This is a genomic window from Mesorhizobium sp. B283B1A, assembly GCF_020165735.1.
GTDB classification, from domain to species: Bacteria; Pseudomonadota; Alphaproteobacteria; order Rhizobiales; family Rhizobiaceae; genus Mesorhizobium; species Mesorhizobium opportunistum.
Genome location: NZ_JAIUIQ010000026.1, coordinates 56,654 through 71,921 on the forward strand (window position 1 = coordinate 56,654; position 15,268 = coordinate 71,921).

General features: G+C 61.2%; 13 protein-coding genes. All 13 read left to right on the top strand.

All coding sequences use genetic code 11. From position 1 onward, the window contains the following. Positions 1-6 precede the first annotated feature (6 nt). The 13 genes from LB577_RS21650 (at position 7) to LB577_RS21710 (ending at position 15,092) form a co-directional block, all read left to right on the top strand. Positions 7-2,280 carry an ATP-binding protein gene (locus LB577_RS21650; protein WP_224688252.1) on the top strand — a complete coding sequence of 758 codons (2,274 nt, stop codon included), beginning with the start codon at positions 7-9 and terminating at the stop codon, positions 2,278-2,280. Between the two features lie 2 nt (positions 2,281-2,282). Further along, positions 2,283-3,401 carry a hypothetical protein gene (locus tag LB577_RS21655; RefSeq protein ID WP_224688253.1) on the top strand — a complete coding sequence of 373 codons (1,119 nt, stop codon included), beginning with the start codon at positions 2,283-2,285 and terminating at the stop codon, positions 3,399-3,401. Positions 3,402-3,409: 8 nt separating this feature from the next. Then, positions 3,410-4,135 (top strand): hypothetical protein, encoded by a 726-nt coding sequence (locus LB577_RS21660; RefSeq protein ID WP_224688254.1) that lies wholly within the window; start codon positions 3,410-3,412, stop codon positions 4,133-4,135. A 134-nt stretch (positions 4,136-4,269) separates the two neighbouring features. Beyond that, on the top strand, positions 4,270-4,887 hold the full coding sequence (locus LB577_RS21665) for a cupin domain-containing protein (RefSeq protein WP_224688255.1): 618 nt from the start codon (positions 4,270-4,272) through the stop codon (positions 4,885-4,887). A gap of 140 nt (positions 4,888-5,027) precedes the next feature. After that, positions 5,028-5,969 carry a substrate-binding domain-containing protein gene (locus LB577_RS21670; protein ID WP_013896446.1) on the top strand — a complete coding sequence of 314 codons (942 nt, stop codon included), beginning with the start codon at positions 5,028-5,030 and terminating at the stop codon, positions 5,967-5,969. A gap of 95 nt (positions 5,970-6,064) precedes the next feature. Continuing rightward, positions 6,065-6,865, top strand: a complete 801-nt coding sequence (locus LB577_RS21675) for an ATP-binding cassette domain-containing protein (protein ID WP_411969313.1) — start codon at positions 6,065-6,067, stop codon at positions 6,863-6,865. Beyond that, on the top strand, positions 6,862-7,881 hold the full coding sequence (locus LB577_RS21680; protein WP_224688257.1) for an ABC transporter permease: 1,020 nt from the start codon (positions 6,862-6,864) through the stop codon (positions 7,879-7,881). The genes LB577_RS21675 and LB577_RS21680 overlap by 4 nt, the downstream gene beginning before the upstream one ends. A 1-nt stretch (position 7,882) precedes the next feature. Further along, positions 7,883-8,971 carry a phosphotriesterase gene (locus LB577_RS21685; protein ID WP_224688258.1) on the top strand — a complete coding sequence of 363 codons (1,089 nt, stop codon included), beginning with the start codon at positions 7,883-7,885 and terminating at the stop codon, positions 8,969-8,971. A gap of 31 nt (positions 8,972-9,002) precedes the next feature. Next, on the top strand, positions 9,003-9,773 hold the full coding sequence (locus LB577_RS21690) for a glutamine amidotransferase (RefSeq protein ID WP_224688259.1): 771 nt from the start codon (positions 9,003-9,005) through the stop codon (positions 9,771-9,773). 13 nt (positions 9,774-9,786) lie between these two features. Then, positions 9,787-10,698, top strand: coding sequence for a ribokinase (locus LB577_RS21695; protein ID WP_224688260.1), 912 nt, complete (start codon positions 9,787-9,789; stop codon positions 10,696-10,698). After that, the gene (locus LB577_RS21700; RefSeq protein WP_224688261.1) at positions 10,695-11,543 is read left to right on the top strand and encodes a BtpA/SgcQ family protein; all 849 of its coding nucleotides are present in this window, start codon (positions 10,695-10,697) and stop codon (positions 11,541-11,543) included. Before LB577_RS21695 ends, LB577_RS21700 begins: the two co-directional genes overlap by 4 nt. Next, on the top strand, positions 11,540-12,796 hold the full coding sequence (locus LB577_RS21705) for a Zn-dependent hydrolase (protein ID WP_224688262.1): 1,257 nt from the start codon (positions 11,540-11,542) through the stop codon (positions 12,794-12,796). Before LB577_RS21700 ends, LB577_RS21705 begins: the two co-directional genes overlap by 4 nt. A 142-nt stretch (positions 12,797-12,938) precedes the next feature. Beyond that, a complete protein-coding gene (locus LB577_RS21710; protein WP_140575779.1) occupies positions 12,939-15,092 on the top strand; it encodes a transglycosylase domain-containing protein in 2,154 nt (717 codons plus the stop codon). Positions 15,093-15,268: the final 176 nt, after the last annotated feature.

Genomic DNA, 15,268 nt, shown 5'->3' on the forward strand with positions numbered 1-15,268 from the left:
GTTACGTTGGCAACTCAATTTGATCTAAGAGAAGCTCTGGCAGCTGAGCTGGACAAGCCAGATCTCGACTTCGAGCGGATTGCAGAGGTCGCTAGTGCATTGGTCAGTACTGACACTAGCAGGGCGCGGTTTTCCGTCGACGCTGGCTTGGTTGCCCGTCTTGGACGAGAGCTCGTTGCGCGCCATGAAACCGCCTTGTCAGAGCTCGTTAAGAATGCTTACGACGCAGACGCAACACGCGTTGCCGTACGCATTTCGAATCCCTCACACGCAAACTACATAGAAATTGCTGATGATGGAGCAGGGATGACACCAGAGGAATTGGTCCGGGGGTTCATGCGCCTAGCGACCGATGACAAGATTGCTCATCCAGTTTCAGAGAAATTCAAGCGTCGTCGCGCTGGCCGCAAGGGAATTGGTAGGTTCGCCGCCGAACGCCTCGGGAAGAAGCTTACGCTAACGACGGCGACCGTTGACGCGTCGTCAGCCTTACGTGTCGAGATCGATTGGGAGCGCTTCGCTCCCGGCAAAGAGCTCGGCGCCATTTCAGCACCTATCACGATGGTACCGAAGGAGCGCCTCCACGGAACAACATTGCGGATCGAAAGACTCCGGGACAATTGGCCACCAGCGACAATTGAAAGAACCTTTCAACACATCGCTGAACTCATCGACCTTGGCGATCAGACGAAATCAAAGGCTGCCAGTGGCGCTGAATTCGCGGTGAGCTTCACTGGAGACAGCTCAGATCACAAAATTTTTGATATCCGGAGCCAAGTAGCAGAGCAGGCGTACGCCACGATCAGAGCAACTATCGATGAATCGGGGCACGCGACCTGGGGGCTGAATTGCCCTGCGCTGAAAATCCAGATCAAGACCCGTGATCTCCGTTTTGGTGATGGAGAAAGGGCACAAGCTGCGTTCGCGCGTAGCACCGATATGGTTGCCAAATACTATCTTCTCGAGAGCAGATATTTTCCCCCTGCTGTGTTCAGAACAGTCCAGAATTATCTCGCAACACACGGTGGAATTCGCGTCTACCGCAATGGCTTTCGCGTGTTGCCCTATGGCCAGGAGGGAGACGATTGGCTCGGCCTAGACCTTACGTCATCAAGGCGAACCCGAACGCTGGCTCCAGTGCGAAACCGCAACTTCCTTGGCTCGGTGTCGATCGATGACGAGAGTGGTCTGTTTGAGGAAACCTCGTCACGAGAAGGCCTTATAGGCAGCGAAGCGTTCAACGAACTCGTGGATGCCATGCACGCAGCGATAATAGCGGGCGTCCGAGAAATCGATGCAGAGCGAGAACGACTTGACCTAAAAAGGGAGCGGCCCGCCAAACCGCCGGTGGATCAACCTGGAGAACGGCCGCCAAGCATAGTTATTGCACAAACCCTCACTGAAGCACTGCAAACTGTCCGAGAAGAAATCGAAAGCGGTACTTCTATCTCGCCAGTGGCAAGCGCCGCGCTCCAACGGGCAACGGCTTCGGCCGAAGAGGTTTCGAGGAGAGCTAGGGAGAGTGACGCCCTTCTCAAAGAGATAGACCTATTGCGAGTTCTGGCGAGCATGGGTTTGGCAATCGGCCAATTCACACATGAATTCTCGAGCTTGTCCGGAGCGATGCGGGCAAGTCTGGCTGTGCTGTTGGAATCGGGAAGAACCGAGGCAGAGCGGCTAGACGCGGCCTCTGCCATACGGACACTTTTGGACCAAGCGCGCGCCTTTACGGGCCTATATAAGTCAATGACCGAGGAAAATACTCTTCGCGAGCGGCAGCCACAGGATCTCTACGCAATAGCAACTTCATTCCGATCGGCTATGAATACAGTATTTCAGCGTAACGGCGTCACAATGGAGATTGAAGAGGGGGATGGTACAATAATATCACCTCCGATGCACCGCTCTGAGCTTTTTGCCGTCTTTCTGAATTTCTCAACAAACTCAATTAAGGCGATTAAGAGGGCAAGCCGTGCTGGACGCATTTTGTTACGGCTAGCAACGCGCCCTGATGGAGGAGCATTGATCGAGTTTGCAGACAACGGCGACGGTATTGCTGCGGAGGTAGAGAACACTTTGTTTGATCCATTCGTTACAACGACAGCAGCCAAGCGAGCTTTTGAATTAGATGACGAAGCGGCAATTGGATCTGGCCTTGGCCTTGCGATTGTTCGTGACATAGTTTTCGCTGCTGGTGGTACTGTTTCTATAGGCAAGGCACCCGAAACTTACGTTACCTGTTTGATCGTGACACTTCCGCCCGTATCGCATAAGGAATGACGATGCTGCGTTACCTCTTTATTGACGATGCGATGGGTGTGGGAAGTGATGGTGAACGTTACCAGAAGCTACTGCAGAAAGACGGAGAGCTTTCTGTTGACTTGGTGTGGCCAGATCGAGAAAAGCTGTTGGTGAATGAAGCAGATCTGGAAGGAGGAATCGATGGCTTTATTCTAGATATCAACCTCAAGGACCAAGTTAGCAACGAAGGTGTCCGATTTATCGGAACTGGCGCAGGGCTTGCGCAAGATCTCCGGTTGCTCCAAGCCCTGTGGCCAAAGGAGGGCCAAAAGCCTCGTCCTGTTGTAAGGTTGTGCGCGGCTCAAGTTTTTCAAGATTACTTGGCGGGAGACAACAGCACTGCGGATATATTCGATCTTGGCTTCGACAAGGAAACAGTTGGCGATATTGCGCCAATTGCCCGTGCAAAATTGGCGGCCCTGCCGGAACTCTACGCTGCGGTTCAAGCCGCCGACGCACCGCGCGACATACTAGGCCTCGGCGCCGACCAGTACGCGCGTATGCACTCACGGTTTAGAGTTGCGTACGAGGCCGAGCTAGCTCGAAAACCGCATGAGGCGGTGAGTTTTCTCTTGCGACAACTGCTTGATGTACCTGGTCTCCTCGTGAATGAGGAACTCTTGGCGGTACGTCTCGGAATAGATGTCAGCAAATCACCCGATTGGCCGGGCGTGATGGAGTTCTTCCATCCTTGCCAATATTTAGGTGCCGCCAGAAGTGGATTTTGTCGATGGTGGATGGATCAGGTGCTGGCGCAGTGGGCTGCCGTCCACTCGCAGCCACCATTCAAACTGTCGGCGGTTGACCGCGTGGCTGCACTATCAGCCGTCGGCCATCCTAGGCTGCACGCAATTGAGCCAACCAAGGAGAGTCCCGGAGACCGCCCTTGGCTGCTATCCGTGTCGACCGATGATCCAGATCTCCGGGTTCCAGTCGATTCTCGGTACGCGTTTACCCTCAGTTCGCCAGTTCCCCCTTGGTTAGATGAGCCTGTTTGGTGCCTGGAGCAAGCCAAGCGAAATCGGACATCACCGCTTCTTTCACAAGACAGTCGCGACCGAATCCGGCTGCCGAAGCCTCCACCCGAGGGAAAAGCTTAATTAGCCCGATGCCGTTCGATCGTGACCTTGCCGACCTCCATGACCTCCTCCAGCGTGCCGATATTCTCAAAGGCTGGGGGCCGAATGCTGTTTTCACGCGAGCGAACCGAACATGCATCAATTTTGCGGCACGATTGGCAATTGACACTACCGCACATGTAAGACCCGCTGGAATTCAATTCGATGAAGCTATCTTAGAGTTGGAGCTTGAACTCGACGACGATGGCGGACTTGCTGGAGTACAGGTTTGTTCCGCTCAAGTGCTTATGGACGGTTTGAACAACAAAGGAGAAATTTGCCGTTTCGCACTTCATTTCGATCGCCACGAACCCAACCAAGCCTCGAATGAATTGCACGCGTATTATCACTGGCAGGTTGGAGGGAAGCTTCTAGAAGATCAAGAATTCGGCACCCTTTTTCAGATGGCGGGTCCCCGGTTTCCATGGCACCCTATTGATCCCGTTTTGCTCGTGGATCCTCGGCCATTTTTACGGAACGAAGCGCGCAGATTTGATGCAGCTATCATCGCTCATCCGGTATCCACGCATACTTTACAGTTCGCAAACGTCATTCGTGGCTCCTTTTTTCGCCGACCTTCATCAGGCTCTATCGACCAATCCCTTTGTTGCAACGGCATATTGGCCGGCACTTTGTGGAGAGCCATCATGATCCGTTGCCTGCATGCCCCTAAAGCGCGAACCGGCATGAAAAGCCGCCTCCCTGGCAAGCATTGAAACGGCGTGCGCGTCGTTTGCCCTGGACGGGTCCGTGATGCCGATCCGATGCGTTGCCCATGATCGCAGGATGGACAACGCGTCGGATCAGTTTTACGAGTCGGCCCAACCAGCGGAGATGTTCGCCTCCCCCAATGAACAAGATCGATACCCACAACAGCAAGGGCAATGACGAGCGCTCGACAGCCACCAGCCTCTTACGGCTCGGCACGAGGCTGAAGCTCTCCCGGCAGACACGGGGCCTGACCCTGAAGGCGCTCGCCACCGCCGCCAACTGCTCCGAGAGCCTGCTTTCCAAGGTCGAGAACGGCAAGGTCTCGCCCTCGCTTCCCATGCTTCACCGGCTTGTCGAGGTGCTCGGCACGAACATTGGCTGGATGTTCGAGGAGTCCGATGGCGAGGAAGGCATCGTCTTTCGGGCTGGAGCGCGGCCGTTGATCGCGCTCGATCCGCTCCGGCGCGGCGAAGGCATTTCGCTCGAGCGTGTCATTCCCTATTCGCCGGGCCATCTCCTGCAGTGCAATATCCATCATATCGAGGCGGGCGGTGAAAGCGCCGGCCCGATCCAGCATGCGGGCGAGGAAGTCGGCTATCTCCTGGAAGGCGCCATCGAACTGATGGTCGGTGAGAAGACGTTTCGCCTGTCCGCCGGCGATTCCTTCGTCTTCAATTCGGAATTGCCCCATTGGTACCGCAATGTCGGCGACGAACGCGCCAGCATTTTCTGGGTGAACACGCCCGCGACATTCTGACAGGCGCGCCCCGGCCTCCCTTCGCCGACGTTAATTCAAGTCACTTGACAAGAAATCAAGTATCTTGAATTATGTCCATGCGCTCAGGCGCCATGTGAGCCCGATCAAGGGCCTTTTTCGCAAAACCAAGGGGAACCGGAATGCGTCTTACAAAGATCCTTTCAGGCTGCGCCGCGGCCATCGCCATGACCTTCGCGCTTGGTTCTGGCTCCGCCATGGCCGAGACCTATGCACTCGTCACCATCAACCAGCAGGCTCTTTTCTTCAACCAGATCAACGACGGAGCGACAGCCGCGGCGAAGGCTGCCGGCGTCGACCTCGTCATCTTCAACGCCAACAACGTGCCGAGCGCGCAGAACGACGCGATCGAGAACTACATCACCCAGAAGGTCGACGGCATCATTCTCGTCGCCATCGATGTCAACGGTGTGAAACCGGCGATCACCGCGGCCAAGGCCGCCGGCATTCCGGTCATTGCCATCGACGCGCAGATCCCGAATGGCGACAATGTCGCCTTCGTCGGTGTCGACAACACCAAAGCGGGTGAGGATATTGGCAAATTCTACGCCGACTACGTCAAGACCAAGATGAATGGAACCGCCAAGATCGGCGTTGTCGGCGCGCTCAATTCCTTCATCCAGAACCAGCGCCTCGACGGTTTCAAGAAGGCCGTCGCGGACAGCGGCCAGAAGGTCACCTTCCTCGATACGGTCGACGGCCAGAACGTGCAGGACGTGGCCCTTTCCGCATCGGAAAACCTGATGACCGCCAATGCCGACATGACGACGCTCTATGCGACCGGCGAGCCGGCACTGCTCGGTGCGGTTTCCGCCGTCACCAGCCAGGGCCGCACCGGCGACGTCAAGGTGTTCGGATGGGACCTGACCAAATCGGCGGTGCAAGGTCTCGAGGAAGGCTGGGTGGTCGCCGTCGTCCAGCAGGATCCGGCTGGCGAAGGCAAGGCCGCCATCGAGGCCTTCGGCAAACTCAAGAAGGGCGAGAAGATCGACCCGATCATCAATGTTCCGATCACCATCGTGACCAAGGAAAATGTCGGCCAGTTCAAGGACATGTTCAAGTAGTATCCTCCCCGGACCGCCGGGCCGCGCATCGACCTGATGGTTGCCTGCGCGGCCCCGCGACCGATTGAACATGTCGTCCTTCGAGAACTGGAACCATGATGAGCGATGGCGAGACCTACCGCGTCAGGATGACCGGTATTTCCAAACGATACGGCCCCATCCAGACGCTGGATGATGTTTCACTAACCTTGAAGCCCGGCGAGGTGCTCGGCCTGGTCGGCGACAACGGCGCCGGCAAATCCACCCTGAGCAAGGTTTTGTCCGGCGCTGTCATTCCGGATGCCGGCAGCATCGAGATCGACGGCAAGGCCGTGTCCTTTTCCTCGCCGGCCGATGCCCGCGCCGCCCGGGTGGAGATGGTCTACCAGGACCTTTCGCTCTGCAACACGGTGGATGTGGCGGGCAATCTCTTTCTCGGCCGCGAACCGCGCCGCCACGTTCTTGGCGTCCCCTTTCTCGACAACAAGCGCATGCATGGCGAGACGCGCGAGATGCTCGACCGCCTCGGCATCGTCATCGCCGACACCAAGCTCAAGGTCGAAAACCTCTCCGGCGGCCAGCGGCAGTCGATCGCCATCGGCCGTGCCGCCTCCTTCGACCCGTCGGTGCTGATCATGGACGAACCGACGGCGGCCCTTGCGGTGGCGGAAGTCGAGGCGGTCCTGGAGCTCATCCGTGCCGTCAGCGCCCGTGGCGTCAGCGTCATCCTCATCACCCATCGGCTGCAGGATCTGTTCCTGGTCTGCGACCGCATCCAGGTCATGTACGAGGGCCGCAATGTCGCCGAGCGCAAGATCGGCGACACCAGCATCGAGGAGGTCGTCAACCTGATCGTCGGCCGAAAATTCAATGCGCGGTCGGCGCGTGCCAGCCGCGATGAGGGGGTACAGCCATGAATGCCACCTCGCCGTCCGCCGAGATCGGCGTTTCGCCGCCCAAACGCTCCCACCAGGGCACATGGAAGGATGTGGCGATAGCCAATGGCAGCGTCGTCTCCATCGCGCTGTTCTTCATCGTCGTCTGCGTGATCTTCTCGCTGGTCACCGGATCCTTCCTGACGACGCCCAATCTGCTCAACATCGTGCGCCAGTCGGCGCCGCTGCTGATCGTCGCGGCGGCGATGACCTTCGTCATAACCACCGGTGGCATCGATCTCTCGGTCGGTTCGGTGCTGGCGCTGACGGCAACGCTCTCGGCCGTTGCCCTCCAAGCCGGCCTGCCGTGGCCGCTGGTTGTCGTCGCCATGCTGGCGCTTGGAGCGGCGATCGGCGCCCTGCAGGGCTTCTTCATCGCCTATGAGCGCATACCGGCCTTCATCGTCACGCTTGCCGGCCTTTCCGTCATCCGCGGCGTGGCGCTGCTGATCACCGGCGGCTACTCGATCCCGGTCGAACCGAGCAGTTTCTTCGTCAACATCGGCAGGGCCTGGTTTCTCGGTGTGCCGGTGCCGGCGCTGCTCGCCCTACTCGTCCTGATCGTCGCCTATCTCGCCTTCAACCAGACGCCGTTCGGCCGCTATGTCACCGGCATCGGGGCCAATGCCGAAGCTGTGCGCCGCGCCGGTGTCGACACACGCTTCATGACGCTCTTCGTCTACATCCTGTCGGGCATGGCGGCGGCGGTCGCCGGTGTCATCCTGGCGGCCCGGCTCGGCTCCGGCTCATCGAATTCCGGCCAGGGTTTCGAGCTCGATGTCATCGCCGCCGTGGTGCTTGGCGGCACCAGCCTGTTCGGCGGGCGCGGCACGATCATCGGCACCATACTCGGCGCGCTGACCGTCGCGGTCATCGGCAACGGCCTGATCTTGGCACATATGTCGCCCTTCCTGACGCCGATCGTTACCGGCACAATCATTCTCGTTGCCATCTGGCTGAATTTCCGGCTGTTCAAGGGCGCAACGCGGAGCCGCTGACATGGATCATCTGTTCGACGACACGCCAAGGCAAAGGGCGCCGATCGGTGTTCGCTCCGGCACCGTGATGACCGTTACTGGCCCGATCGCGATTGCCGACATGGGCGTGACGCTGATGCATGAGCATATCCTGCTCGATGGCTCGACATCCTGGAAATGCCCCTGTCATCCCGACGAGAAGAAGATCGCCGAGCAGCCGGTCAGCATGGAGATCATCGGCGAGCTGCGGATGAACCCCTACATGAACCGCGACAACGTCTCGCTCGACGACAGCGACCTAGCGCTTTCGGAGCTGGCGAAGTACAGGGCGCTCGGCGGCCACACCGTCGTCGATGCGACCAATATCGGCATCGGCCGCGATCCGGTGAAGCTGGCGCGCATCGCCCGCAGTTCCGGATTGCAGATCGTCATGGGCACGGGCTTCTACCTGCAGCACACCCACCCCGACTGGCTGAGGGCGATGGACGTCGACGATGTCACCGAATTCCTCGTCAACGATGTCGGCGGCGGGGCGGCGCAGCCCGAGATCATGGCCGGCATCATCGGCGAGGTCGGCGTCAGCAAGGATTTCACCGACGAGGAACGCAAATCACTGCGGGCCTCGGCGCGCGCGGCCAGGATAACCGGCGTGCCGCTGACCATCCACCTGCCCGGCTGGGAACGGCTGGCGCATGACGTGCTCGACGTGGTCGAGGCGGAAGGCGCCGATCTCAGGCACACGGTGCTCTGCCATATGAACCCGAGCCACGACGATCTCGCCTACCAGAGAAGCCTTGCCGCGCGCGGCGCCTTCCTGGAATACGACATGATCGGCATGGATTTCTATTATGCGGACCAGGATGCGCAGTCGCCTTCGGATGAGCAGAATGCGCGGGCAATCCGCTCGCTGATCGACATGGGCTTGATCGATCGGCTTCTTCTGTCGCAAGACGTGTTTTTGAAGATCATGCTGACGCGCTTTGGCGGCTTCGGCTACGGCTTCCTGCTCAAGCATTTCGTGCCGAGGCTGAAACGCCATGGCGTCGAGCAGTCGGCCATCGACCGCATGCTGATCGACAATCCAAAGACCGTGTTCGCCGAAGGCCCCTGAGCCGCGGCTCCAAGCAATCAAGGGAGTATACATGTCCAGGAAGAAAGTTCTTCTCGCAGGCGAGTCCTGGGTCTCGACCGCGACCCATATCAAGGGCTTCGACCAGTTTCCGACCGTGACCTATCACACCGGCGCCGATGAACTGCTGGCCGCGCTGAAGGACGGTCCGTTCGACGTCACCTTCATGCCGGCGCATGAGGCGCAGCGGAATTTCCCGCAGACCATGGACGCGCTTTCGGCCTATGACGCGGTCGTGCTTTCCGATCTCGGCGCCAACACGCTGTTGCTTCACCCCGACACCTGGATCCATTCCAAGCCGACGCCGAACCGGCTGCGCCTGCTGCGCGAGTATGTCGGCAATGGCGGCGGCCTGCTGATGTTCGGCGGCTATTACAGCTTCCAAGGGATCAACGGCGGCGCGCGCTATCACAAGACGCCGGTCGAGGATGTCCTGCCGGTCACGTGCCTGCCCATCGACGACCGTGTCGAGGTTCCGGAGGGCTATGCGCCGGCCGTCGTCGGTCCGCAGGATCATCCAATTCTCAAGGGCTTGGGCAAGGATTGGCCGATCCTGCTCGGCTTCAACGAGGTCACGGTCAAGGATGGTGCGGAGGTTCTGGCCACGGTATCTTCCGACTACCGTTCGCTGCCGCTGCTGGTAACCGGCAAATATGGCAAGGGCCGGACCGTCGCCTGGACCTCGGACGTCGGCCCGCACTGGCTGCCTCCGGGCTTCATCGCCTGGGACGGCTACAAGACACTGTTCGAACAGATGCTGGGCTGGGCAACGGCCAAGGACTAGCAAGGGATTAGCCATGCGCGTCCATGTCGTCGGCAATGTCTGCGTCGATACGACGTTTCGGCTGGACCGGTTCCCGCGGCCAGGCGAGACGCTGAACGCGTCCGAACATGCCGACGGGCTTGGCGGCAAGGGCGCGAACCAGGCGGTGGCCGCCGTGCGCACCGGAGCCGACGTCCGGTTCTGGACGGCGATCGGCAATGATGCCGCCGGGGCATGGATAAGGGAACAACTGCGCCGCGACCTCGACACCAGCCATCTGACGATGCTGCCACAGGAGAGCGACCGTTCGACGATCATGGTCGATGCGCGGGGCGAGAACCTCATCGTCACCGGTGCCAGTTGCGCCACTGCCTTCGATCCCCTGGCAGAGAGTGGTTTCGCGGCCTCGATCGAACGCGGCGACATCGTCGTGATGCAGGGCAATCTCCATCCGGATGCGACGACAGCCTGCCTGCGGACGGCGCATGAAGCGGGTGCCGTGACCATCTTCAATCCAAGCCCGCTTGCAACTGGTGCGACGCCGCATTTGAGCGATGTCAGCCTCGTCATCGCCAATGCGGGCGAAGCGGCGCAACTGACCGGAACAGGCGATCCTGACGCGGCAGCCCGCGAGCTGATCCGTCGAGGCGCAGGCACTGCTGTCGTGACGCTTGGGGCGCTTGGCTGCCTCGTCGCCGACGGTGAAGGACGGATCGAGCGGATCATGGCGCCCAACGTGGCTGTGACGGACACCAGCGGCGCGGGTGACGTGTTTTGCGGTTGCCTCGCCGGCTGCCTTGCCGCCGGCATGGATCTCGCTGCAGCGGCCAGGATTGCGGTTCGCGCCGCGGCCATCTCGGTCGGACGCGCCGGAACGCTCGGCTCCTGCCCCGACAGGCAGGAGATGAAAACGCTCATGGAAACGACGGAAGCGGAAACCGCATGACAAAATCCCCCAAATCCATCGGCTCCAAGCAGGGCGAGAACGACGCGCTGCGATCGATCTTCGGCAGAAGCAAGGTGGTGATCGGCGTCGTCCATCTCGCACCCCTGCCGGGCGCGCCGCGCTATGATGGCGAGGCGGTCGAGGCCATCTACCAGCGCGGCCTCGACGATGCCAAAGCCTATCTCGATGGCGGTTGCGACGGCGTGATCGTCGAGAACCACGGCGACGTGCCGTTCGCCAAGCCGGATGACATCGGCCCCGAAACCTCCGCCTACATGTCTGTCGTCGCCGACCGTATCCGCCGCGAGCTTGGCCGGCCGGTCGGCATCAACGTGCTCGCCAATGCCGCCATTCCCGCGCTGTCGATCGCCAGTGCCGCCGGTTCTTCCTTCGTGCGCGTCAATCAATGGGCCAACGCCTATGTCGCCAATGAGGGCTTTATCGAAGGCGAAGCAGCGCGCGCCATGCGGTTCCGCGCCAGGCTTCGGGCCAACGGCATCCGCATCTTCGCCGACGCGCATGTCAAGCATGGCGCCCATGCGATCGTCGGCGACCGGCCGGTCGAGGAACAGGTCAAGGACCTGGTGTTCTTCGATGCCGATGCGGTCATCGCCACCGGACAGCGCACCGGCCATGCCGCCGACCTCGGCTATATCAGGATGATCAAGGACGCGGCCGGATTGCCGACGCTTGTCGGCAGCGGGGTGACGCCCGACAACGCCAACGACATCCTCGACATCGTCGACGGCGTTATCGTCGCCAGTTCGTTGAAGCATGACGGGGTTTGGTGGAACCAGGTCGACCCGCAACGGGTGAGCGCCTTCATCCGTGGCCTCAAGCGATGAGGCTTGCGCCGCAAATCGACGGCGAGAGACTGCTGCGACGGCTCGACGCGTTTGCCCGGATCGGCGCGACGCCGGCCGGGGGCGTCAACCGGCAGGCGTTCAGCGTCGAGGATCGAGGCGCCCGGCGCCTGCTGGCGGAACTGGCGCTGGAGCGCGGATTCACCGTTTTCCAGGACGGGATCGCGAACCTCTTCATCCGTCGCGAGGGCGCGGACGCAGCACTGCCGCCGCTCCTGATCGGCAGCCATCTCGACAGTCAGCCAACGGGCGGCCGCTTCGATGGGGCGCTCGGCACGCTTTCCGCCTTCGAGGCTCTCGAAGCCCTCGAGGACGCGAGGGCTGAGACCCGTATGCCGATCGAGGTCGTCGCCTGGGCCAATGAAGAAGGCAGCCGCTTTGCCCCGGGCGTGATGGGCTCCATGGCGTTCACCGGCGCCGACACCGCCGCATGGAAATCGATCGTCGGCAGCAACGGTGCCTCCCTCGCAAAGGAACTCGACGCGACGATTGCAGCCTTGCCGGAGGCTGCCCTGCGTCCGATCGGCATGCCGATATCAGGTTACATCGAGCTGCATATCGAACAGGGGCCTTCGCTGGAAAAGGAGGGGTTGCCGATCGGTGTCGTGACGGCCGTCCAGGGCACGCGCTGGCTGGAGGTTTCCATCGAGGGCACCGCCGGTCACGCCGGCACCACCGGCCTTGCCTACCGCAGGGATCCGATGGTCGCCGCGATTGCCGCGATACACAGGCTGCAGACGACGATCATGCCGCTCGACAGCAGCGCGCGGCTGACCGTAGGCCGGATCGCCGCGCAACCAGGATCGATCAACGCCATACCGCAGTCGGTGACCTTCACCGTCGACCTCAGGCATCCGCGGCCTGAGCGGCTTGATGCCATCGAGGCCGAGGCGCGCCAGGCCTGCACGGCCGAGGCGGAGGCACAGGGCTGCATGGCAACGATCAAACGATCCTTCGACATGCCCGGCGCTGCTTTCTCCGCCGATATGATCAAGATCGTCGAAGACGCCGTTAGGTCGCTTGGGCTGTCGCACAAGCAGATGATATCGGGCGCCTTCCATGACGCACTGTTCATCGCCCGCGTGGCGCCCGCCGCGATGATCTTCGTGCCGTGCCGCGACGGGCTCAGCCACAATGAGGCGGAATATGTGGAGCCTGCGGACGCGATCACCGGCGCGCGGGTTCTGCTGCAGGCGGCCATCGCGGCGGCTTCGTCGCTCGAACTGCGGCGATAATCATTTCCAACAAAGCTTGCGGCTGTGTCCTCCCCGCCCTTGTGAGCGCCGGCAAAATGGATGAATAGTCAGGACAGGCTGCGGCCCTGAAATTGCCTGCTTGCGGTTTTCAGGTCGCGTCACAGCCGAGCCGGGTTTTTGAATGGTCGATCCTGAGCCACGCAAGAGAAGAGGTCCGCTCGCCGCCCGGCTGCTGGCGCTGGACGCCTGGCTCGATTCCTCGCTCTACGAGATCGGCTTCAAGGCGCGCCAGTTCTGGGAAGCCGCGACGATCTTCTCGCGGCGTTTTCGGCTCAAGGGCTGGCGCCGCGGCATCGTCGAACTCTTGAGCGAAGGTTTTACGCTCGGTGCCGGCGGCATCGTCGTCATGCTGGCGCTGGCCATTCCGGCATTCCAGGACACTTCGGGCGACTGGCGGGCGCAGGGCGACTTCGCCGTCACCTTCCTCGACCGTTACGGCAACGAGATCGGCCAGCGCGGCATCATCCAGCGCGATTCCGTGCCGGTCGACGAGATGCCCGATCATGTCATCAAGGCGGTGCTCGCCACCGAGGATCGCCGCTTTTTCGACCATTACGGCATCGACGTGCTCGGCCTTTCCAGGGCCATCTTCGAGAATGTGCGGGCGAATTCGGTCGTCCAGGGCGGCTCCAGCATCACCCAGCAGTTGGCCAAGAACCTGTTCCTGACCAATGAGCGGACCTTCGAGCGCAAGATCAAGGAAGCCTTCCTGTCGCTGTGGCTCGAGGCCAATCTGTCGAAGAAGGAAATCCTGCAGCTCTATCTCGACCGCGCCTATATGGGCGGCGGCACGTTCGGCATCGAGGCGGCGGCGGATTTCTATTTCGGCAAGAGCGTCAAGGACCTGAACCTCGCCGAGGCCGCCATGCTGGCCGGCCTGTTCAAGGCGCCGACCAAATACGCGCCGCACATCAACCTGCCGGCGGCGCGGGCGCGCGCCAATGTGGTGCTGTCCAACCTTGTCGATTCCGGCTTCATGACCGAGGGCCAGGTGCTGCAGGCCAGGCTGCATCCCGCCGACGTCGTCGATCGCGGCGAACAGAAGAGCCCGGATTACTACCTCGACTGGGCGTTCGACGAGGTCAAGAAGATCGCCAAGCCCGGCCAGCATTCGCTGGTTGCCCACACCACCTTCGACGCCAACATCCAGAAGGCGGCGGAGGAGTCCGTCGAGTTCCACCTGCGCCAGTTCGGCAAGGAGTACAACGTCACCGAGGGTGCCGTGGTGGTCATCGAGACCAACGGCGCGGTGCGGGCGATCGTCGGCGGCCGCGACTACGGCGCCAGCCAGTTCAACCGCGCCACCAAGGCGCTGCGCCAGACCGGCTCATCGTTCAAGCCCTATGTCTACGCCACGGCGATGGAACACGGTTTTACGCCGAACTCGATCATCTCGGGCGGGCCGATCAGCTGGGGCAACTGGTCGCCGCACAATTACAGCGGCGAGTCGGCTGGCAACATCACGTTGCTGATGGCGATGGCGAAGTCGATCAACACGGTGCCGGTGCGACTGGCCAAGGACCATCTCGGCATCGCTCCCATCAAGGCGATGGCGGAAGCGTTTGGCGTGGAATCGCCGCTCGAGGGACACAAGACGATGGTGCTCGGCACTTCGGGCATGACCGTGATGGACCAGGCGACCGGCTACAGCGTGTTTGCCCAGAACGGCTTCGTCGGCTCCAGGCATGGCATCACGCAGCTCGTCACCCGTACTGGCGACGTGGTGTATGACTGGACCAAGGACGCGCCGCCGCCGCATCGGGTGCTCTCCGAGCAGGCGTTGAAATCCATGAACACCATGCTGACGGCCGTACCGGTGATAGGCACGGCGCGGCGCGCACAGATCCCCAACATCGTCGTCGCCGGCAAGACCGGCACGACGCAATCCTACCGCGACGCCTGGTTTGTCGGCTTCACCGGCAACTACACGGCGGCCGTATGGCTGGGCAACGATGACTTCACCCCCACCAAGAATATGACCGGCGGCTCGCTGCCGGCGATGGTTTGGCAGCGGCTGATGGTTTACGCGCACCAGAACATCGACTTGAAGCCGATCCCCGGCATCGACAAGCCGTTCGTCGACGAGGAGATCGCGGCCAAGGCCGCGGAAGCCCAGAAGAAGAGCGAGGACCAGGCGGCAGCCGAAGCCGCCGCCGAACGCCCGCCGGTGCTGTCCAGCCGAACCACGCAGACGCTGAGGGACATGACCCAACTGTTCCAGACGGCCCCCAGGCTCGACACCTCCACCACGCCCGAAACGCTTTCGGCGTTGTGATTGCGTCTTCCTTCTCCCCCTGCGGGAGAAGGTGGATCGGCGCTCAGCGCCGAGACGGTTGAGGGGTGCGCGACGGAGTACTGTCATTGCCAAGCTGGAACACCCCTCATCCGACCGAGCTTCGCTCGGCCACCTTCTCCCACAGGGGGAGAAGGAAGAGGCGCCCCCTAAACACG